Genomic DNA, 19,526 nt, shown 5'->3' on the forward strand with positions numbered 1-19,526 from the left:
GTCGGTCCGCACCTTGCACTGGGGAGCGACCGATGGACCGCAGCCTGCTCACGACTTCCGCGCCGCCGTTCTCTGCGCGTACCGGCCCTCGTCCGATCCCGCTGCTGCACGTCCCGGCCTGCGGCGTCCGAGTCGTCCTGGGGCTCGGCGCGAGCGTCGTGATCGACCCCGGACCGGACGAGCGGGCACGCCGGACCGGTCTGACCCGAGCGATGGCCAGTAGCGCCCTGATCGTCGTGGCGTTCCTGATCACCCTGGCAACGGCCCCGTTTGCGTCAGCGGGAGGTCACCTGTGGCTCCCGCTGGCAGCACTCGGACTCGCCGCCGTCGGCCGGGTCCTGCGCCCGCCGCACCACATCATCCCGCGCGCGATGCTCGCCCAGCTCAGGTGGCTCGACGCCGTCGAGCGGCACGACCAAGCACTCGCGCACAGGATCGTCTGGGGCGGGGTCACGAATCAGCACATGATGGCGGACCGTTCCGGCACGACTGCGGTGCGACCGGAGCCACGACGGGCTCCGAGCGCTCGACGCTGTCGACACCGCGACGTACCGTAGACGTACATACGTTCGGTCTGGCGAGAGTGGCGAGGAGGCACGGTCATGGCAATCCCGACGTGGGCCGCTCACGAGATGACGCATAACACGGGGTCGGGAGCACTGCCGGCCTCAAGCATCCCGGCCTACCTCCGCGACGGTGACGACGCCACGTACGACGACGGGCCCTCGGTCCCGATCTTCGAGACGACACCGACAACCAAGGCGGCGAAGTGGATGTGCCGCCGAGGGAACCGCGCCTGGGGGCTTCCGCTGGCGCTCCTTGCCGCAGGCGGGTACGCATTCCTGGCCACCTTCCTGTTCGGGCTCCATCACGTTGCCGTGTGGGGGCTGCTCGCACTGTTCGCCTGGAACGCCGCCAAGTTCGCATTGGTCGGTACCTGGCTACTTCTAGTCGGCCTGGCGAACGTCGCCCGCGTGGCGCATCGTGGGCTTGGCGTGGGATCGCAGCGGGTCGCTCCGCCTTCCTGGTGAAGTCCCGCGCCTACGCTGTGTCGATGAGCCAGCATCACGATCTGACGGAGCCAGCGTCAGGCAACTCGATGCCCGACGGCCCGACCGATTCCTCTCGGATGACGGGGAGCGAACTGCTCGTCGTACGCACGTCGCTCGGCATGTCCCGTGCAGAACTTTCCCGTGTGCTTTCCGTCAATGAGAACACTGTGCGGCGCTGGGAGTCCGGAAAGGGCCTGATTCCTGCGCGACTGCGCGATGAGATCAGCGCTATCGAAAACGCTGCGGACGAGGCTGTTAATTCATTGGTGGCGGAGCTCCGATCCATGGCCGCACCTCGAGTCGTGCTGCGCCGGGAGCAGGAGGCGAAAGGTGAAGATCGGCTTGATCCTGCGGGCTACGGTAGCGGGTGGTATCGCTCTGTCGTGGGCAGAGCGATTCGCGAGGTTCCCGGTACGAGAGTAGGAACCGCCGATGAATTTGCAGATTTAGATGCACAACAAATCACCAAATAGACACCCTCAACAGGCCGGGATGGATTGCGTCAATGGGTGCAATAAAATAGAATGGGATTAACGCCACGGGGAGTAGCCCCGGGCTTTCGGTTAGGAGCCGATCATGTCCCACAACACCATCGAGAAGGCAACCGAGTTCGCCAACCTCGACCCGAAGACGCTCGCCCTGGAGGTGAACGTCCGCTCGGAGGCAGGGCTCACGCCCGAGTTCATTGCTTCGGTCCACGAGCACGGTGTGCTCGTCCCGATCCTGGTCCAGCGCACCGACGACGGGCAGATGCTCGTCCGCGCCGGGCAGCGACGCACCCTGGCTGCCATTGAGGCCGGGCGCGAGACGATCCCGGCGCGGATCGTGAACGGCGACGGCGACGAGGCCCGTCGCATCATCGAGCAGGTCGTGGAAAACGACCAGCGCGCCAACCTGCGCGACAAGGACCGCGCCGCCGGGTTCCAGCAGCTCGCCCTGCTCGGCGTGCCCGCCGCGACCATCGCCAAGAAGACCGGCCACACGAAGGAGACCGTCAACACGGCGCTGACCGTGGGGAAGTCGAAGTTCGCCGTCGCCGCGCAGGGGAAGTACGACCTGACGCTCGACCAGGCCGCGACCATCGCGGAGTTCGACGCGCTGGGTGACCGTGAGGCCGTCAAGGCCCTCACTGCGACGGCGGTCAAGGAGCCCGGCCAGTTCGCCCACACCGCCCAGCGGCTGCGCGACGAGCACGAGCGGGCCGCGAAGAAGGCCGTCGTCGTCGCCTCGCTGACCGACGCGTGCGTGCGGGTGATCCCGGTCCCCACGCACGACGACAAGACCGTGAAGGTCCTCGGAGACCTGACCGACGCTGACGGGACCGTCCTGTCGGTCGAGTCGCACGCGGGCTGCCCCGGGCACGCGGCGTATGTGCGCCCGTCGTATGGGCCGGAGGTGTACACAGCGGTGTTTGTGTGCGACGCATGGAAGGCCAACAAGCACCTGACCCTGCGGGTGACGTCGTCGGGCCAGCCGATGGACGCCGAGGCCACCGCGAAGGCCAAGGCCGAGCGTGCCGAGGTCATCGCCAACAACACGGACTGGCGCTCCGGCGAGACGGTGCGCCGTCAGTGGCTGGCCGAGTTCGCGCAGCGCAAGAACGCACCAAAGGACGCCGCTGCGTTCATCTCGACTGCGCTCGTCACCGAGGCAAGCGCGATCGAGAAGACCGCGCTGTCCGGGCACGCGCTGGCCGCCGAGTGGCTGGGCGTCGGCGGTACGTTCGGCGGCCGGGACAAGGTCCGCGACCTGATCGCCAAGGCGTCGCCGGCCCGGGCACAGCAAATCGGACTTGTCGTCGTGCTGGCCGCGATCGAGGACCGCACCGGCGTGCAGACCTGGCGCAAGGCGGGCCGGGAAGCTGCCTACCTCGGCGCGCTGGAGTCGTGGGGCTACACGCTCTCGCCCGTAGAGCAGATCGCCCGAGGCCCGAAGCACGAGCCCGCCGCGCCGTCGGTCCCGGCGAAGGCGAACACCACGGCGCGCGCGAAGTTCGACAACGCCAAGCCCGCGCCCAAGGCGGCGCCGAAGCCGGTCACGAAGGAGACCACGACAGCCTGATCGCTCGCTCTCCGAAGGCCCGGGACGTGTCAGCGTCCCGGGTCTTCGGCGCGTCCGCGCTCGCTTCGCCGTCCGCCCCGCACCGTCGCTCTCACCTCAGCTCCGCACCACACCATTCCGCCCGCCCCACAGGCCGCCCCCCACTGCCTCTACTCTCACCGCCACCCGCCACTCCCTCATCCCGCCACCACACCTCCGACCCGCCACCAGCCCTTCCTCACCATCACCGGCATCACACTGTTTGCATTCAGGCACGAAGGGTGGCGAGTTCCCCGCCAGTCGTGCCTTCGGGACGACCGACAAGAACGCCGTCGACTGGGACCACCTCATAGGGCGCCCACTTCCAGCACTGTGCGGGTGGTCGATGGCTCGGCCTCCGCTCTCGTGGCGACCCGGCAGCGGATTGACACCACTACGGACGCTAGCTGATCTCGGGCGTCACATCGACGTCGAACTTGAGGAGAACCGGCCGTCCGTTGGTCATGCCCAGGCAGACCGGCCGGCCACGCGGCACACGGCCTTGCTTCCAGATGGCGGCCAGGACTTCCTGCTCGATGACCGGGTCTGTCTTGCCGTCGGCGAAACGCGCCATGATCCGACGAGCTTCGTCGCGCCCATCAACGGAGATCTCGATGCGAACAAGCGGCATGCCACGACCGTACCGACCGAGCCGGTCACGATCCGAGCCATTTTGCGCTACACCGATCGGTCTCCGCGTCGGCAAACACCTCCAGGCACAAGCTCAAGCTGGGCCGTGAGGAGCCGGTCAACAATCTCTTGGGCAGTGGACTGTGGTCTGATGACGATCTCTCCGGCGACGCGGAGACGGTCGTCCTTCGCCCACCACTGCGCCATGAGCTCGGGCGTGAACTCCGCAGCCTGGGGGCGGCCGGCGTGCCTCCGAAGTGTCTCGTCGAACGGCACATCGAGATACGCAACCACACTGATGCCCTGGTGGTCGGCGACGAGCTTCCGCAGCATGTCGCCGTACCGCGCCTCGTGCATGATGCCCTCCACGACGACGCTGTACCCCGAGTCGAGTGCGTGGCGGGAAAGGGTGTCGATCATCGAGATGTTGACGGCGCCCGGTGTGTCCTTCTCCCACAGCAGCTTCCGCCGCACGTAGTCCTGCTCGACCAGTGCTGTACCGCGGCCCATCCGCTCACGCAGATCACGCGCGATGGTGGTCTTCCCTGACCCGGAGGGGCCGCGCACGATGACAAGGCGCGTCGAATCGTGGGCGGTCACAGGATCTCGGCCCCCTGCAGCGTGTCGGTGAGAAAGTCGTACGCGGTGGTGCGGGCGCTGCAGGGAAAGTCGTGGCGCCCCGAACGGACCTCGACGCGTGCGTGCCCGACCCCACGTTGGGTGAGCCGGTCCTGGATACCCACGGCTCCGCGGCTCCACCGATCGTCGTCCGTGGCGAGGACGAGGTACCTGCACTGGTCCGCCAGGGCGATGACGTCCTCGATGTCGTGCTCGGACGCGAAACCGGGGACGACGAACTCGGCCTGGAAGCCGACGGCGCGCGCGAACGACTCCCGGTACGGGACGCACCCGCAGTTGGAGACGCTGCTCCGGATGCGCCGGTCCCAGGCGGGTGCCCAGATCGCGGCCCGACCGCCATAGGAGTGGCCGAGGAACCCGACACGGTCGGGGTCGGCCTCGGGCAGGGTCGCCACGTAGTCCAGCGCGAGGCTGATCTCCTGCAAGCAGGCGGCCAGCAGCGTGCGCCCCACGACGATCCGGCTGGACTGCTCGAACCAGGTGACATTCTGCCCGTCGGCCCAGTTGCGGTCCTCGAAGCCGATCGCGTCCGGTGCGATCGTGACGAACCCACGCTGGGCAAGCTCCACCGCATACACCTGGTCCGGGTCCCCCCGCAGCCCGCAGACCTCGCTCTTGCCGAGGTCGAACTGGCCGGCGTGCTGGTGATGGCAGAACACCACCGGCGCGGGGCGCATCAGGCCGTCCGGAACGCAGACGTAAGCAGAGGCACGTCCAGCCGGGACATCGTAGGAAACCAGGCGCCGGACGTAACCGTCGCAGGCGACCTCTTCGTCGATGACCGGGCGCAATGGTCCAGGTTCATCGACCGGTCCGAGGACCCGCCGCAGCGACGCACGTGTCAATCCATCGACAGTCACGACATACATCCTGCCCCGCACGTGTGGGTCTGCTGCGGCAACTCTCCGCCAGCCCATTGCGCTCTAGCCACCGGCTCCACCAGACCCGGACCGGTTCAGTATCGGCGTCGTGAACATCACGCCCGCCAACCAGCCAGCCACGGCCTGCCGCCGGCGTCCTGATGTCGTGAAGTAGCCGGCATTTCGGAGGTGCGAGTCGTACACTTGTTCAATGACGCTCACGACGGCCTCGCCGTTCACCGGCCGGTTCGATCAGTTCCTGGAGGGTGGTCTGAGAGGGCTCGACATCAGCCCCCAGGAGCACGACATGGTTGTGCGCCGTTACCAGGGCTTCGCGAGTGTGCTCGACGCGACCTGGGCGACGACACACAGCGCGAACAAGGTCTTCCCCCAGGGATCGTTCGCGCTTGGAACCGTTGTGCGCAACGTGAAGCGTGGCAACAACCTAGACATCGACTCGGTAGCGGTGCGCGGCATCGCCAAGACGTCGATCTCGCAGCAGGACCTGAAGGCCGAAGTCGGGGTCGCAGCGCGATCCTTTGCCGCTGCGAAGGACGACGGATCTCCGAGGGTCACTGAGGACTCCCGGTGCTGGACCATCGAGTGGCCGACCATGCACATGGATGTCCTCCCGGCAGTCCCTGACCCCGAGTGTGACGAGGGTGGCGTGCTCATCACGGACCGGACGGTCCGAACCTGGCTCGCGTCCAATCCCATCGGGTACAAGGACTGGTTCCACGACCTGATGCGCCAGGAGTACATCGAGAAGCGGGCCGAGTTCGAGGCCAAGGAGCTCGACGTCGACGAGGTTCCGCAGTGGCAGATCCGAACGACCCTGCAGCGGACGGTCCAGGCGCTCAAGCGGCATCGCGATGTCTACTTCAAGTCAGACGCAGGCTGGGCGCCCTCGTCGGTCGTCATCACCACGCTCGCGGCACGGGCCTATCGAGGCGGCGGCGATCTCAACGACGTACTTCGAGAGGTTACGAGCGGCATGCCCAACTACCTGAGCTGCATCAGCAACCAGTGGGTGCTGCCGAACCCCGCGCAGGCGGACGAGAACTTCGCGGAGTACTGGAGCAATGCCGACGCCGACAGGTTCTTCCAGTGGCACGCGGACGTGACCCGCACGTTCGGTGGGCTCAGCTCGAAGTCAGGTCTGCACGCGTCACTCTCCGAGATGGAGCGTGCCTTCGAGTGGTCGTTCGCGGAGGCAGCAAGCGACGTCGGCCGCAGGCTTCACCAGGCTGGGGCAGCCGGCTCGCTCCGCGTCGAGAACGCCGGCCGCCTGTCGGTAGTGACCGGTGTTGCAGCGAGTGCGCCCGTCCGGCCGCACACATTCGCTGGTGGCAATGGCGCGTGAGCTCAACATCGCGGCGCAGGCATTGGAGCTGCGTCGGCGGTATCCCACCAGTTCGGTGACCCTGCGCCAGCAGCGACTCACATGGACACACGTTGCCCAGCCGACGGAGTGGTGTCGTCAGTACACGGTACGGCTCGACGCTGACCCTCACGGCTGGCCGACGGTATGGGTACTGGCGCCGGACCTTGAACCTGACAGTAAGGGCCGACTTCCACACGTTTACCCCGACGGTAGCCTCTGTCTCGCGACTCCCGGACAGTGGCGCCGCGACATGTTCTTCACGAGCACGTTCGTTGCGTGGACCTTCGAGTGGCTCGCCTTCTACGAGATCTGGAGCGCGACTGGACTGTGGCACGGCGACGGAGGTGACAACCTTGATGAGAAGGCCCAGAACCGGATCCTTCACTACTACGATGTGCCAGCCCGTGCCGCGGTTGCCAGCGCGATCCAACTACCGCCGGCCCGGCGTCCGGCTGCTCGCAGGCGACGGTGACAGGGAAAGGCGATTCTCGATGACCGAGCTAGGCGCTGAGGGCGGTGACTTCCGACGTCTCGTCGTCCGAGAACTCCAGGCTCTCGAAGAGGACATCCTCTGGACTGAGAAGGCTCACTTCTCGGCCGCAGAGCTCCACAGCTGGGTGAACGTGACAGTCGGACTCGGTGCGACGATCCTTGCAGCGGTGGCCGCTGCTGCAGTCGTGGCCGAGGTCGGTCCATGGCTCCCAGGCGTGTCGGCGCTGCTCGCCGCCGTTGGATCAGGGGTGCTGACCTTTCTCAAACCGAAGGACGCCTCTGGCGCGCACCTCTACGCCGGACGCCGGCTCGGAGCCCTCCGCGTGAAGGTCCGGCAGACGGTACATCTGGACTGCGATCCTGCGATAGCACTCGCCCCTGCGGAACTCCGGCGCATCGTCGAGGACCTGGCCGCGGAGAAGGCGTCGATCGACAAGGACGCACCCGGCACCTCCGGAATGGCGTTCAAGGGCGCCAGACGAAAGATCGATGCCGGTCACTTCGAGCATGCCGTAGCGGACCCTCCCAAGTCGTAGAGGTGCATCGCGCCCAACGGCAGTGCCCGCGTACCTCCTCCCTGAGGAGGTACGCCACCGTGACGATGTCGATCCGCAAGGTCAGCGCTGGGCACGGCTACGCCTACCTCCTGAAGTCCGTGGCCCGTGGCGATGGCAACCGCACCGCCCCGGACCGGGTGACCCGCTACTACCTGGAAGCGGGCACTCCCCCGGGATACTGGATCGGCTCGGGCCTCGCCGCGCTGGGTGAGTCGACGACGGAACCCGGCCAGGGCACGCCGTCCGGCACCATCGATCTCGGCGACCCGGTCACGGAGAACCAGCTCAAGAATCTGATCGGCGCCGGCCGCCACCCCCTCACCGGGGAGCCGCTGGGCCGCGACTACCGCGAGTACAAGCCCGCCGTCCAGCGGATCGCTGAACGCGTCGCCGCCCTCGACCGCGGCCTGGACGAGCGGGAGCGGGCCGCGGAGGTCGCAAATATCGAGTCCGAGGAGCACCGAGTCGGCGACAAGCACGCCGTGGCAGGGTACGACCTGACGTTCTCCGTCCCGAAGTCGGTCAGTGTCCTGTGGGCTCTTGCGGACGCGAACACCCAGGCACGGATCGTCGAGGCCCACCACGCGGCGGTGCGTGAGACGTTCGACCTGATCGAACGCGAGGTAGCAGCCACTCGCCGGGGCACGAACGGCATCGAGCAGGCCGGAATCGACGGCGTCACCGTCGCTGCCTTCGACCACTGGGACTCGCGCAGCAACGACCCGCAACTACACACGCACGCCGTCGTCTCCAACAAGGTTCGAACCAGCGACGACGGCGTCTGGCGCACCTTGGATGCGAAGCCGCTGTTCGAGGCGACTGTCGCACTGTCCGCGCACTACAACGCACTGCTGCGCGACCGGCTCACGGCCACGTTCGGCGTCGAATGGGAACTGCGCCCACGCGGGGCAGACCGGACACCACAGTGGGAGATCGCGGGGGTCGATGAGGACCTGATCGGCGAGTTCTCTGCCCGGTCCTCGCAGATCAACGCCTGCACCGACGAACTGATCGATGACTACACCGCCCGGCACGGCCGCCGACCGTCGAGCACGATGATCGGGCGCCTGCGCGCGCAGGCCACCCTCACGACACGTCCGGAAAAGGTCCTGCACTCCCTGCATGACCTCACCGCAGGTTGGCGACGTCGGGCGGCGCGGTTCACGTCCGACGGCAGCCCGGCCGGCTTCGCCCGACGTCTCATCACAGGATCAGCCGGACGCTGTTACACGGCCGATGACGTTCCCGAGGACGCGATCACCACGGCCGCTGCGCAGACGTTCGCGACGGTATCGGACAAGAAGTCGACCTGGACCCACTGGAACTTGTGGGCCGAAGCCTCCCGGCAGGCGCTCGGCTGGCGGTTCGCCTCCGCCGCTGATCGTGGGGTCGTCACTGCGTGGATCGTCGAGATCGCCAAAGCCGGGTCGATCGAGCTCACGCCAGGTGACCTCGCGCCGACCCCAGCAACGTTGCAGCGCCCGGACGGGACTACCCGGCTGCGACCCCGGCACCACACCGTGTTTACATCCACCGAGGTATGGGAAGCGGAACAGCGGCTCCTCGACCTTGCCGAGCACCACGGCGCTCCACGCCTGTCCCGCTGGGACCTGGACGCGGCTGTTGGGCGTCCCGACCGCGGGCGGACGCTCACCGGCGAGCAGACTCGTGCCGTCACCGCTGTCGCCATGTCTGTGCGGACGGTGGACCTGCTCATCGGACCCGCCGGAGCGGGCAAGACGACCACGATGCGCGCCCTGGTTCGCGCATGGACGAGAGCACACGGGCGCGGGTCAGTGGTGGGGCTCGCGCCGTCAGCTGCAGCGGCGAAGGTCCTGGGACACGACGTCGGACTGCGAGCGGAGACAACAGCGAAGTGGCTCCACGACGCGGCCCGCGACCGGGCCGCGCTTGCGAAGGGGCAGCTGGTCATCGTCGACGAGGCCACACTGGCTGGGACCCGCACGCTTGCCGCGCTCGCCAACGCCGTCGAACAGTCTGGGGCAAAGCTGCTGCTGGTCGGTGACCCGGCCCAGCTCCAAGCGATCGATGCCGGCGGTGCGTTCTCGATGCTGGTCCGTGCTCGGACAGACGCGCCAGCGTTGATAGGACTGCACCGCTTCGTCCACGGGTGGGAGAGGACGGCGTCACTTCTGCTGCGCGACGGGCGCCCCGAGGCGGTCGCCGCCTATAACGACCACGACCGAGTGCACGAAGGCACGTCCGAACAGGTGGCCGACGCCGCCTACACCGCGTGGGCGTCCGACGCCGCCGACGGACGCGCTTCGGTACTTGTCGCCGATGCCCTCGAAACCGTCGCCGCTCTGAACCGCCGCGCCCGCGCCGAACGAATCCTTGCCGGTCAGGTGGATCCTCGTCGCGCCGTCGTCCTCGCGGACGGGACCGAGGCGTCCGTCGGCGACGTGGTGATCACGCGCCGCAACGCCCGTCGTCTCTGGACTGTTCGCGGCGGGTTCGTCCGCAACGGCGACCGCTGGCGGATCACCAGCGTGCGCCGCGATGGATCCCTCGAAGCCCGGCGTCTCTTCCAAGGGCGTGGCGGGAGGGAACGTTTCGGGCCGGCTGTCGTCCTGCCCGCGGCATACGTGGCCGAGCACGTGGACCTCGGGTACGCGGTCACCGCTCACCGGGCACAGGGCGTGACAGTCGAGACCGCGCACGTCGTCGTTACCACGAAGACCGCGCGGGAGAACTTGTACGTCGCCCTGACCCGCGGGCGCTTCGCCAACCACGCGTACGTCGCCACGGACGTGACCGATGACGACCACACGCCGCCGTCCGAGCTGACCGGACGTGCCGTGCTCTACAGGGTGCTCGCGAGGTCTGGCGCGGAGCTGTCCGCGCACGAACGACTCCGCGACGAGCAAGAACGCTGGGGCGGACGCGAGCGGATCGCCGCGGAGTACGAGCACCTGGCCGACCTCGCACAGCGACCTCGCTGGGAGCAACTCGTCCTCACAACACTCACCGGTGCGGGGAAGCTGACCACCACCGAGGCCGCTGCAGCGATCACCACCGACGCTTTCGGACCCCTCTGCCGCAGACTCCGCCATGCCGAAGCACTCGGACACGACGTCGAACGACTCCTACCGGCTGTCGCTGCCCGTGGCACGCTCCTGACCGCCAACGACATCTGCGCCGTCCTTGGCCACCGGCTCGGCCGGGCTGCGTCACGGCCCGGCAAGGGCGAGGTCCGCCTCCTGCCTGGCGGCGTGCCGGAGGCGCAAGGCGAGATGGGCGACGACGAGCGCGAAGCGCTGGATGCGCGAGCGCGGCTCCTTGAGGGGTCGGTTGAAACTGCCACCCGACTCAGCCCCGAGGCGCGGCACGCGCCGTTCTCCAGCGCCGGTCGTGGCAACGTGGCTACCGGCATCGGGCTGTAGACGCCGCGTCGCTACGTTGCGATCGAGAACGGCCGACGACGCGATCCCACCACTCGCGAAGCCCGTCGGATGGCTGCCCCTTTGATTGATCTCGTACGGGCCGCACCGGGCGGCTGTGCCTTCGGTCCCGGTGTTCAGCGGCGGCGAGGTACGGGCTCTCGTCGGGGAACAGAGTTCGCCTTCAAGACGTGCGCTGCAGCGCGCTGCTGGATCCCGAGCGCCTTGGCTCGCTCCGCTTCCCGTGCACGCATGCCGTCGTTCTCCTCCGCGAGCGCTGCCTGTGCGGCAGCGGATCGTTCCTCGGCCTTCAGTGGCTTGCGGACGGTCACACCGGCGTCGGTCAGCATCGTCAGGTCCAGCGTCCACGACCGGTTGGACCGCTCCTCCCAGACACGGAACGCCTCGGAGATGTGTGCGTGGGTCTGCGTCTCGCTCATCCCCGTCACCGCCCGGAGATGGATGAAGGCCGCGTCCGCTGTCCCGACGACCTGCGCTCGACCGTAGTGAGTCGCGTGATGGCAGTCGGTACACAAGCAGATCAGCCGGGCCAGCCGTTGCGTGCCCGTCGTCGAATCGAAGGCCCAGCGTTCGTGAGCCTCCAACCAACGTCGTGTCGCCCGATCCTCGCCGGACCCGCAGCTCTCGCACCGCATTTCCGCGCGGCGGGTGATCATCCGGCGCAGGCGCTCCCAATCCTTCTCGGACACGCACGTGCGGACGTTCGTGAACCAGCAGCTCGACGGCACGAGGTCGACGAACAGCTCTGATCCGAGCAAGCGATCCTCACCAGGAAGGAGATCGGGGACGTCGGGCAGGGCCTCCCAGCGCGCCAGTGCTGCGATTCCTGGACGTGGCGCGAACCAGCGCTTCGCGCCCGGGGACCAGCGGGCTCCGGCCTCCTTCGCCTCGTCCTTCTGTGAGTACGGGACGTCCAGCCAGATCCGTTCCATGAGCGCACCTCCGCGACGCGTCGTGGTTCCCTTGGAGCGATCGTAGGGCGGGACACCCACACGACGACCGGCTGGAGCCTCCGCCCCCTGGGGACACACTCCGGACGACCGACGCGCTTATGCGGATAGCGGGCCGCCCACGGCGTGTCTATGCCTGGCACACCGTCACACTGGGTGAGGTTTGGCCCTTCGGCGGCCGATGTCAGAGGCCCGGAGTACCGTTCGGCGCGTGACCGCCACCTCTGCGAACACGCAGGTCAGTGAACAGGACGTCGTGCTGCGCCGCCTCGCGGTCGGGCTCTTGGACTATCGCGATCGGCTCGCCGCCCCGGGAAGGGATGTCGTCCCCTACCCGGCGAACCTCCAGGGGGCCCTTGACTCGATCTCGCTCCTCGCGCTCCGAACCGGGACGCCGGCCCCGGCCAGCGTCGTAGAGCTGTTGGAATGGTCCGAGCAGCCGCTGGGTATGTGGCCCACGGTGCTCGTCGATCCGGACAGCGATGCTGCGGACGAAGCGCTGTTGTGGTTCGGCGAGCCGCAGGAGGTGTGCCTCGAACTCGGAGCCGCGCGCGGCGACGTCGTAGCCGACGCACGAGAGTCCAAGATCATCACGGCAGTCCGTGACCTCTGCAGAGCAGCCGGAGCGCCAGAGTCCTACGTCTCGTTCCGGCGCTTCCTCATCGAACACCCCGTCGTGGATGTACTTGCGCTGGAGAGAGCCAAGGCGGCACGTGAGCTCTTCCGCCTGGCGAGCCACCTCCAGGCGTCGTACGAGGCGCCACTTCCCGAGTGGGTCAGCGGCGGGAGCGTAGAGACCTGCGGCACGTGCGGCAGCGTGTTGCACGTCCGATCTCGACAGGGCGACCGGATCTGCGTCGATCCGTTGTGTTCGCACAAGACCCGCGGCGGCGCCCGGTTCGCACCGTCCGAGACCCTCGTCCTGCGGCGGGAGATGCAGAAGTACGTCGGTGGTCCGGGACGTGCCGAGGTACGCCTCGCTGAGCAACTCGGCAGGCTCCGCGTCCCCAACGATCTGTGGCCGGATTTCGACGCCTACGACCTTCGCGTGTTCAGCGACTCACCATGGGCCGTGGACGTCAAGGCATGGCGGCATCCGACGCTGCTCGCAGCGCACCTGGACGCGCGTCCCCCTGCCCGCCCCAAGGATGCGGCCGAGATGTTCATCGTCATCGCCGACGAAGTTGCCAAGGGCGGCTACGTCGGAACGCTCCGAGCGTGGCAGGAAGGCTCAGCCTGGGATGGCATCACAGTGATCTCGCAGCGGAAGTTCATCGAGAAGGTGAAGCAGAGGATCAGCCTAGGAGGCGGTCGATGAGAGACGTCCAGCGCATCCGAACGAAAATCACTGACGACGTAGTGGCGGCTGTCGGTCGCGATGGGCTCGGGATGGAGCCGCACGACTTCTTCGACGTCGAGGTCGCGCTCTTCACGCTCGTGACCGTGGCGCCGGGCCAGATTTCCGACGGAGTCCCTGCCCTCCTTGACGGGCACGGGTCGATCCGTACGCTCGGCAACCGGGCTGCCCTCGATGCCAAGGTACGAATCTCGAATGCCCGGTTAGTCGTGGGAAAGCCCGTCAGCCCCTATCGATGGGCCAAGGACCTCGCTGCGTACCGTGACCTGCCGCAGCGTGTTCGCGGGTTCAAGATCGACGAGGACGGCGTCGTCACTCGCCACGAGGCGTGTTCGGTTGCAGTAGGGCGCTTCACGGTGCTCGAGGACCTCCTGACGAAACCACTCCCGTTCGCGCTAACCCGGAACAAGGTCGCAGGTGCCGGTCGATACAAGATCGCGTCCACGACACGACGACTCTCCGTGGACATCCGCACCGACCTACCGTTCCCTGTCGCGCGGGCCTCATACCCGGACGACGAGCGTCGTCCGAGAGGGCCGCTGACGGTCACGTGGGCCGATCTTGAAGCGACTGCCAAGAACATGGACCATGCGGACGCTCTTGCAGGCCGCGTCTCCAACGACTGGCTGGGCCGCATGCAGAGGTCGGCGGTCAAGGTTCGCGGGCTCGATCACACGTTCTCGAAGGCAACGGATGTAACAGTCGACGGCGTGCTGCACATGGCTGGCATGGTCAGCGCTGGGAAGACAACGCTCATCCAGGTCCTGGCGATCTGGGCAGCACAGAACGGCTACCGGACGACAGTCGTTCTGGGAGACAACTCAGCCGTGCTGGACATGGTTGCGGACCTAAACCACTACGTTGCAGGGGCGGCCGCTCCCGTTCTCGGGCAGAGCGGGCGCGAGCGGCACTTGAAAGCTCTCCACAAGCGCAAGCCGCCCGCGACCGGCGAACTAGTGCCGCAGGATCGCGAGAGTTTCGAGTGGACGAGCACCGCCTGCGCGCTCGCGGCGCTGGTCGATACTGACAAGCCGCTCGGGGTCTCGGAGGCACCGTGCGAATCGTTGATCGAGTACGACGAGAAGAAGGACGACGGCAGCAAGCGCGCATGGCATCAGGGACCGAAGATGTTGTGCCCGCTTTGGCACGGATGCCAGCGACACGAGGCATCCCGGTCACTCGTGGATGCCCCGATATGGGTAGCCACCCATTGGGGCCTGACCTATTCCCGACTGCCAGCAGCGATGAGCAAGCAGCAGATGCGGTATCTGGAGGCCGCGTGGCGACGCAGCGACCTGTTCGTCGTCGATGAGGCTGACCGCGTGCAGACCGGACTCGACGGTACGTTTTCGCGCAGTCAGCCCCTGTTCGGACGTGGCCGAGACGCGTGGGTCGACCAGATCTCGACCGACGTCACCACCCACCTGCGCAACACGGCACGCGGTGAACGCAAGCACCTCGACGTGCGGAACTTCACGGGCGACATGCACCGGGCACAGGGCCTGGGCGACATCCTGTACAACCTCATGCAGAGAGACGCGCAGTCGGGCGGCGTAAACCTCAACGCATGGATGGGGCCGGAGTACTTCACCTCGTGGACACTGTCGGCGCGTCTGTGCTCCGATCTGACTGGCTACGATCCCCGCAAGGACGACCCCACAGAACCCACTGGTCCGCCGCCGTCGTACGAGGTTCTCCGTGCTGGCTTCAACGCGTACATCGACACACCGCATGCTGAAGCCGACGGTCACGAGGATCCGATCGCATCATCTCTGGCAGAACTGAACCACTTCCTCCTCGTCGAGACCGACGAGGAGCGGCGTTCCGCAGGCTTCCGGACCTGGGTCGAGGGGCTCGACAAGCTGCCAGGGCTCGAAGCCGGCGGGGTTGTCCTCGGCGACGCCAGAACCGTCGCGATGAGAGTCGAGTTGTGCATGGTTGCAGCTCTCTTCTCGCACTACCTCAACCAGATGCTGTACGGGTGGCCGACTGTTGCTCGACTCCTTGAGCTCGACGGCGACGCCTATCAGCAGTCGCCCCGCGACCTGCGGCCGCTGATCCCGGAATCTCCGATGGGCACCGTCCTCGGGTTCCAGTACGTCGCACCGCAGCGGACCGACGGCGATGCTGCTGGCGAGCTGCACTTCTTCGAGGCCACGGGGATCGGCCGAGCGCTGCTGCTGGAACTGCCCAACCTGTTCCCCGCCGAAGGGAGAGGGCCAAACGTCATCCTCCTTTCCGGCACGAGCTGGGCAGGGACTTCGCCGAGGTACCACATCGATCACCAGGTCGACGCGATCCTGGAACCCGAAGCGTCAATCCTTGCCGGCATCGAGCAGTCGGAATTCGAGGTGTTGCTCCAGCGTTCGAATCCGTCACAACGGCTATTGCGCGTCTCGGGCGTGCCCGGACCCGCGCGCCTGGATCTGCTGCGGCAACTCGTCGGCTGTCTCCTGCGTCCCCACAGCACCGGCAAGAGCCAGATCGAGCAGGTGATCGACCAACTGCCGGAGAAGCGGAAGAAGATTCTTCTGCTGGTCGGGTCCTATGCCGAGGCGCAAGTCGTTCATGCGGCTGTCGAGCAGCACTCCACACTGCGGGCCCGCTATCTGGTAAGCGATTCCTCCGCCGACGACGCCTGGTTGACAAACGCAGCCGGACGTCTCCCGCGGGGTGACGTCGCAACTTTCGGCCAGTCCGACGACGACGTCCTCATCGCGCCACTACTCGCCGTCGAACGCGGGCACAACATCCTCAACTCGGACCGCGTCGCGGCCATCGGAGCAGCGTTCTTCCTGGTGCGGCCACATCCCTCGCCCCAGGACATCGGCTGGGTCACCCAGAGCCTCAACCATCGCGCAATGCAACGAAGGACGAAGGACGTCTTCCATGAGTCGTTCGGTCCGAATCGGCTCGCCATGCACAGCAGGGACCGTCGCCGCCGTGACCAGGGGATGTGGCGCGGTCTGCTGCAGACGGAGATCGTCTACTCACGCCTCTACGACAAACCTCGGGTTCGAGAGGCGCTCATCTGGACGCAGATCGTCACGATGTGGCAGGTCATCGGACGTCTCGTCCGGGGCGGCCAGCCCGCACGGATCTACTTCTGCGACGCCGCGTTCACACCAGGCGCCGAACGAGGACGCAAGGACACCGCGGCCACGAGCATCCTCCTGGGCATGCGTGAAGCGCTCGGCAAGTACTGCTCCGAATCGTCGACCGAGCGCGACCGGCACCTCGTCACAGACCTCTACGGTCCGCTCTACCGAGCACTGACGAACATGAAGGGAATCTGATGCCGACGTACGACCTGCTGCGCACTACCGCATTCGAGGTGCCGGCCGACGGCCTCGGGATCGCGACGCATGTCGCGGACCTCCCGAAGGCCTGGCTCGATCCGCTTCGGGAACTCGCACGTAGGGCATCGGGAAAAGAACGAGCTAGCGTCCCGATCCGGTCTCTCAACGGAGCACTTCAAGCGCTCGTGCCCGACCTCGGTATCTGCCTCTCGTACGCCGGACACAACACCTCGGGCGACAACCCGTGGCTTGTCTCGGCCACCCCGCTGCCGGTCGAGCGTCTGATGCCCGTCGTCTGGGCATGGATCCGGTCGCTCCAGAACCCGAACGTTCCCGACTACCTCGTCGCCGAGGCCATCGAAGCTGTCAACGCCGCGCCGCTGATCTCCCGCGTTCGGGCAGTCGCGGACTTCTCCGATGCCCCGGGCACCGCACTCCTGCGAATCCTTGAGACGCAGGCAGCAACCCTTCTGACAATCCCTGGCTCAAGCCTCGACCTCGACGGTACTCGGCTCGAGTTCGTCCGCTGTGGCACCTCAGGTGGGGAGGCCGGCGAGATCATGTCGTGGCCGCCCCTGACCAGCAAGAAGGACGACGCCTACTCGATCGTGGTGCGAGCTTCAGCCCAGACCGTACCCGGCAAGGAGCAGCCACTCCTGTACGCCCACTTCGGCGTCCGCCGATGGATGCGGCGGACCCCGTTCATCGTTCCGGGCAACGCGACCAGCGTCTACCTCCGAGCAGCGGTGCCCTACATCGAGAACGCCGATGGCCGAGACAACTTCGCCATCGCGAAGGCAGAGAAGTACGCCGAGTACGTCGACGGTACCTGGGTCCGTGGTTTCCGTTGGCGCGGCTCACTGGTCAACGTCCTCGACGGCGCTGGCGTCGTCGACAAGCTGCCCGCGGTCGAGCAGCTTATGACGGACCCGGAGATGTATCGAAGTAGCGTCACGGCCCCGGCCGTCGTCCCGTACCGCCCCGGCCGAGACAGTCGGAAGGAGACCGTCAGTGCCGGCGTCAACGCCTACGACCGCAACACGCTTCTCGACTGGGTAGGCGCCCGACTCGGCACCGCGAAGCTGCTCCCGCCGCTTCCGCGGGCAGCCTTCGATCCTCAGCGGAAGCAGGTCGAGAAGAGAAACGGGAAGCTCAAGCGAGACAGCGTCGTTCCAAGCCTCGCGGCCACCGTCGGCCCTCGTCTAACGATCGAGCTCATGACGACGTCGGACACCTCGACGACGCTTGCGCTCGAAGCCCTGCGGGACCGCCTGCCAGCCGAGATCACTCTCGACGCTCCCGTCATCCTCAATTCGGACGCAGGCTTTGTCGAGGTCCTGGTTACTCAACCCGCAGCGCGGGGGCCTGTCACCTCGCCCCTGGAGGAGCCGGTCAGTCGCCGGTCGCGTCGTGCCGCAGAGGCTCGCGCCCGCGATATCGCGAGCCGCCTTCCAAACGTAGGTTCGCCAACGATCACCATCGCCGAGATCGAGGCCGCCGCAACCTTCGGCATGGGCAGCAGGATGCTCGGGCGCGACCCCAAGAACGCGATCCGCCACGGGCTGGCTCGGACTGGGCGCATCAGCCAATTCGTCAACCCCGCCAGTGAGGACCCCGAGTCGGCGCCAGCGTCCGATGCGATCAGGTTTACCAAGGCGATCGACGACGCGTTCCGGCAGCTTGGTGTGCGCCCGTCACCCTTCGTCGTGCAATCGCCCGCCGGGACGGAACTAAGGCCAAGGTGCCTGGCGCTAACGATGCTTCGGCGCAACAAGAGCAGCGCCCGCGAGCAGAAGGTCTTCCTTCCCGTGGCAGTGCTCATGGACGTCGATGGAACGAACATCCGAGTGCTCACTGGCCGCGACAAGGACCGGGCCTGGCGCCGCCTGCATGAGGCGATCCCCTTGATCGGGCGGACTGCAGGCGGGCCGAACCCGCTCATGACGGAGTTCGATGTGGAGTCCTTCTTCAAGGAGGTCATCGACGACGTCTGTACCGAGGGTGGTCCCGTCCTGCTGCTCACCCACGCGCAGAAGCTCCGGCGCTATGCCTGGCCGCACCTGCAGAATCCGCGCATCGGCATCGACGCCCTGGCGTTCGACGGTGAGACCCGGTCCATCACCGACTATCCCGGGCTTCGCCATGTCCGCGTTCGGGTCGCTGAGGGGTACGAGACTCCTCAGGCATACGGATTCAACGAGGACCAGGAGGGCGCCGAAGCCGTCGGCAAGTCCCGGGGCCTCTGGCAGTTCGGAAGCGATCGCCTCTACGCCAGCACGGCGGCCAAACCGGTTACGGACCAGACGCCCAAGGGCATCTCGAAGCTGCCACGGCCCGGGGAAGACGCAGGCATGGTGCACAAGACCGTCTTCAACCCGCAGCTCGTCGAGCTATACGTGGCTGCGATCCAGCCGGGCGACGAGCCGGTGCACTGGGCTGCCCTCGCGCACGAACTCAGGGACGCGAACCCGTACTTCGCCAGCGAGCACGTCCTGCCGTGGCCCATGCGGATCGCCGAACAACTCGGCGAATACATCTCACCGGTGCACGTGGAGGTCGAAGACGAGAGCGACAGCGGTTCGTTCGAGCAAGGAACGCTCTTCTGATCTGCGGCGGGCCACCTCCTGCTCCCGTATGCACACGAGCCGGCCCGTCGCGGACCACTGCACCTCATCCGCACGTGAATGCCACGTGCACCTGCCCCCCGATCTGGCCCAATGTCGAGTTCTGTCCGCCACGACACTCCGACCACCGGAAGGCACCGTGCCACTAACTGATGAGCAGAAGGCCGCCCGAGCCGCAAGG

General features: G+C 66.9%; 14 protein-coding genes. 10 read left to right on the plus strand and 4 right to left on the minus strand.

All coding sequences use genetic code 11. The features are described 5' to 3' along the window. Positions 1–32 precede the first annotated feature (32 nt). The 4 genes from ACFS27_RS22920 to ACFS27_RS22935 all read left to right on the plus strand — a co-directional run bounded on the left by ACFS27_RS22920 (position 33) and on the right by ACFS27_RS22935 (position 3,113). Positions 33–557 carry a hypothetical protein gene (locus ACFS27_RS22920; RefSeq protein ID WP_377188003.1) on the plus strand — a complete coding sequence of 175 codons (525 nt, stop codon included), beginning with the start codon at positions 33–35 and terminating at the stop codon, positions 555–557. A 45-nt stretch (positions 558–602) separates the two neighbouring features. Next, entirely contained in the window at positions 603–1,031 is a 429-nt protein-coding gene (locus ACFS27_RS22925) for a hypothetical protein (RefSeq protein WP_377188006.1), read from the plus strand. 23 nt (positions 1,032–1,054) lie between these two features. Continuing rightward, positions 1,055–1,525, plus strand: a complete 471-nt coding sequence (locus ACFS27_RS22930) for a helix-turn-helix domain-containing protein (RefSeq protein WP_377188009.1) — start codon at positions 1,055–1,057, stop codon at positions 1,523–1,525. 103 nt (positions 1,526–1,628) lie between these two features. Further along, the gene (locus ACFS27_RS22935; RefSeq protein WP_377188011.1) at positions 1,629–3,113 is read left to right on the plus strand and encodes a ParB/RepB/Spo0J family partition protein; all 1,485 of its coding nucleotides are present in this window, start codon (positions 1,629–1,631) and stop codon (positions 3,111–3,113) included. Between the two features lie 421 nt (positions 3,114–3,534). Here ACFS27_RS22935 and ACFS27_RS22940 read toward each other — a convergent pair whose 3' ends face one another. The 3 genes from ACFS27_RS22940 to ACFS27_RS22950 are packed head-to-tail and all read right to left on the minus strand — an operon-like array spanning position 3,535 to position 5,077. Further along, positions 3,535–3,762 carry a hypothetical protein gene (locus ACFS27_RS22940; protein WP_377188014.1) on the minus strand — a complete coding sequence of 76 codons (228 nt, stop codon included), beginning with the start codon at positions 3,760–3,762 and terminating at the stop codon, positions 3,535–3,537. Between the two features lie 47 nt (positions 3,763–3,809). Next, positions 3,810–4,361, minus strand: a complete 552-nt coding sequence (locus ACFS27_RS22945) for an AAA family ATPase (RefSeq protein ID WP_377188017.1) — start codon at positions 4,359–4,361, stop codon at positions 3,810–3,812. Further along, a complete protein-coding gene (locus ACFS27_RS22950) occupies positions 4,358–5,077 on the minus strand; it encodes a dienelactone hydrolase family protein (protein WP_377188020.1) in 720 nt (239 codons plus the stop codon). The genes ACFS27_RS22945 and ACFS27_RS22950 overlap by 4 nt, the downstream gene beginning before the upstream one ends. 394 nt (positions 5,078–5,471) lie before the next feature. On the opposite strand from ACFS27_RS22950, the gene ACFS27_RS22955 reads away from it, so the two are divergent. From ACFS27_RS22955 to mobF, 3 genes are all read left to right on the plus strand, one after another. Further along, positions 5,472–6,623, plus strand: a complete 1,152-nt coding sequence (locus ACFS27_RS22955) for a nucleotidyltransferase domain-containing protein (RefSeq protein ID WP_377188023.1) — start codon at positions 5,472–5,474, stop codon at positions 6,621–6,623. Positions 6,624–7,135: 512 nt separating this feature from the next. Then, the gene (locus ACFS27_RS22960) at positions 7,136–7,672 is read left to right on the plus strand and encodes an SLATT domain-containing protein (RefSeq protein ID WP_377188026.1); all 537 of its coding nucleotides are present in this window, start codon (positions 7,136–7,138) and stop codon (positions 7,670–7,672) included. A gap of 65 nt (positions 7,673–7,737) precedes the next feature. Continuing rightward, positions 7,738–11,097, plus strand: coding sequence for a MobF family relaxase (mobF, locus tag ACFS27_RS22965; protein WP_377191142.1), 3,360 nt, complete (start codon positions 7,738–7,740; stop codon positions 11,095–11,097). Positions 11,098–11,231: 134 nt separating this feature from the next. Here mobF and ACFS27_RS22970 read toward each other — a convergent pair whose 3' ends face one another. Then, a complete protein-coding gene (locus ACFS27_RS22970; protein WP_377188029.1) occupies positions 11,232–12,047 on the minus strand; it encodes a DUF5710 domain-containing protein in 816 nt (271 codons plus the stop codon). Positions 12,048–12,276: 229 nt separating this feature from the next. Here ACFS27_RS22970 and ACFS27_RS22975 point away from each other — a divergent pair, with 229 nt between their 5' ends. From ACFS27_RS22975 to ACFS27_RS22985, 3 genes are read left to right on the plus strand one after another with little or no spacing between them, the layout of a single operon-like run. Further along, complete coding sequence (locus tag ACFS27_RS22975) at positions 12,277–13,383, plus strand: pPIWI_RE_Y domain-containing protein (RefSeq protein ID WP_377188032.1); 1,107 nt, start codon at positions 12,277–12,279, stop codon at positions 13,381–13,383. Beyond that, positions 13,380–16,718, plus strand: coding sequence for a pPIWI_RE_Z domain-containing protein (locus ACFS27_RS22980; RefSeq protein WP_377188035.1), 3,339 nt, complete (start codon positions 13,380–13,382; stop codon positions 16,716–16,718). The genes ACFS27_RS22975 and ACFS27_RS22980 overlap by 4 nt, the downstream gene beginning before the upstream one ends. Further along, positions 16,718–19,327: a pPIWI_RE module domain-containing protein gene (locus tag ACFS27_RS22985; protein ID WP_377188038.1), complete on the plus strand. Its 2,610-nt coding sequence runs from the start codon at positions 16,718–16,720 to the stop codon at positions 19,325–19,327. The genes ACFS27_RS22980 and ACFS27_RS22985 overlap by 1 nt, the downstream gene beginning before the upstream one ends. Positions 19,328–19,526: the final 199 nt, after the last annotated feature.

The sequence above is a fragment of the Promicromonospora vindobonensis genome, assembly GCF_042685865.1.
GTDB classification, from domain to species: domain Bacteria; phylum Actinomycetota; class Actinomycetes; order Actinomycetales; family Cellulomonadaceae; genus Promicromonospora; species Promicromonospora vindobonensis.

What these genes read in the sequence shown, in the direction of transcription:
- ACFS27_RS22920 (WP_377188003.1), top strand. Translation starts at nt 33, where the DNA reads ATGGACCGCAGCCTGCTCACGACTTCCGCGCCGCCGTTCTCTGCGCGT.
- ACFS27_RS22925 (WP_377188006.1), top strand. Translation starts at nt 603, where the DNA reads ATGGCAATCCCGACGTGGGCCGCTCACGAGATGACGCATAACACGGGG.
- ACFS27_RS22930 (WP_377188009.1), top strand. Translation starts at nt 1,055, where the DNA reads ATGAGCCAGCATCACGATCTGACGGAGCCAGCGTCAGGCAACTCGATG.
- ACFS27_RS22935 (WP_377188011.1), top strand. Translation starts at nt 1,629, where the DNA reads ATGTCCCACAACACCATCGAGAAGGCAACCGAGTTCGCCAACCTCGAC.
- ACFS27_RS22940 (WP_377188014.1), bottom strand. Translation starts at nt 3,762, where the DNA reads ATGCCGCTTGTTCGCATCGAGATCTCCGTTGATGGGCGCGACGAAGCT.
- ACFS27_RS22950 (WP_377188020.1), bottom strand. Translation starts at nt 5,077, where the DNA reads ATGCGCCCCGCGCCGGTGGTGTTCTGCCATCACCAGCACGCCGGCCAG.
- ACFS27_RS22955 (WP_377188023.1), top strand. Translation starts at nt 5,472, where the DNA reads ATGACGCTCACGACGGCCTCGCCGTTCACCGGCCGGTTCGATCAGTTC.
- ACFS27_RS22960 (WP_377188026.1), top strand. Translation starts at nt 7,136, where the DNA reads ATGACCGAGCTAGGCGCTGAGGGCGGTGACTTCCGACGTCTCGTCGTC.
- mobF (WP_377191142.1), top strand. Translation starts at nt 7,738, where the DNA reads ATGTCGATCCGCAAGGTCAGCGCTGGGCACGGCTACGCCTACCTCCTG.
- ACFS27_RS22970 (WP_377188029.1), bottom strand. Translation starts at nt 12,047, where the DNA reads ATGGAACGGATCTGGCTGGACGTCCCGTACTCACAGAAGGACGAGGCG.
- ACFS27_RS22980 (WP_377188035.1), top strand. Translation starts at nt 13,380, where the DNA reads ATGAGAGACGTCCAGCGCATCCGAACGAAAATCACTGACGACGTAGTG.
- ACFS27_RS22985 (WP_377188038.1), top strand. Translation starts at nt 16,718, where the DNA reads ATGCCGACGTACGACCTGCTGCGCACTACCGCATTCGAGGTGCCGGCC.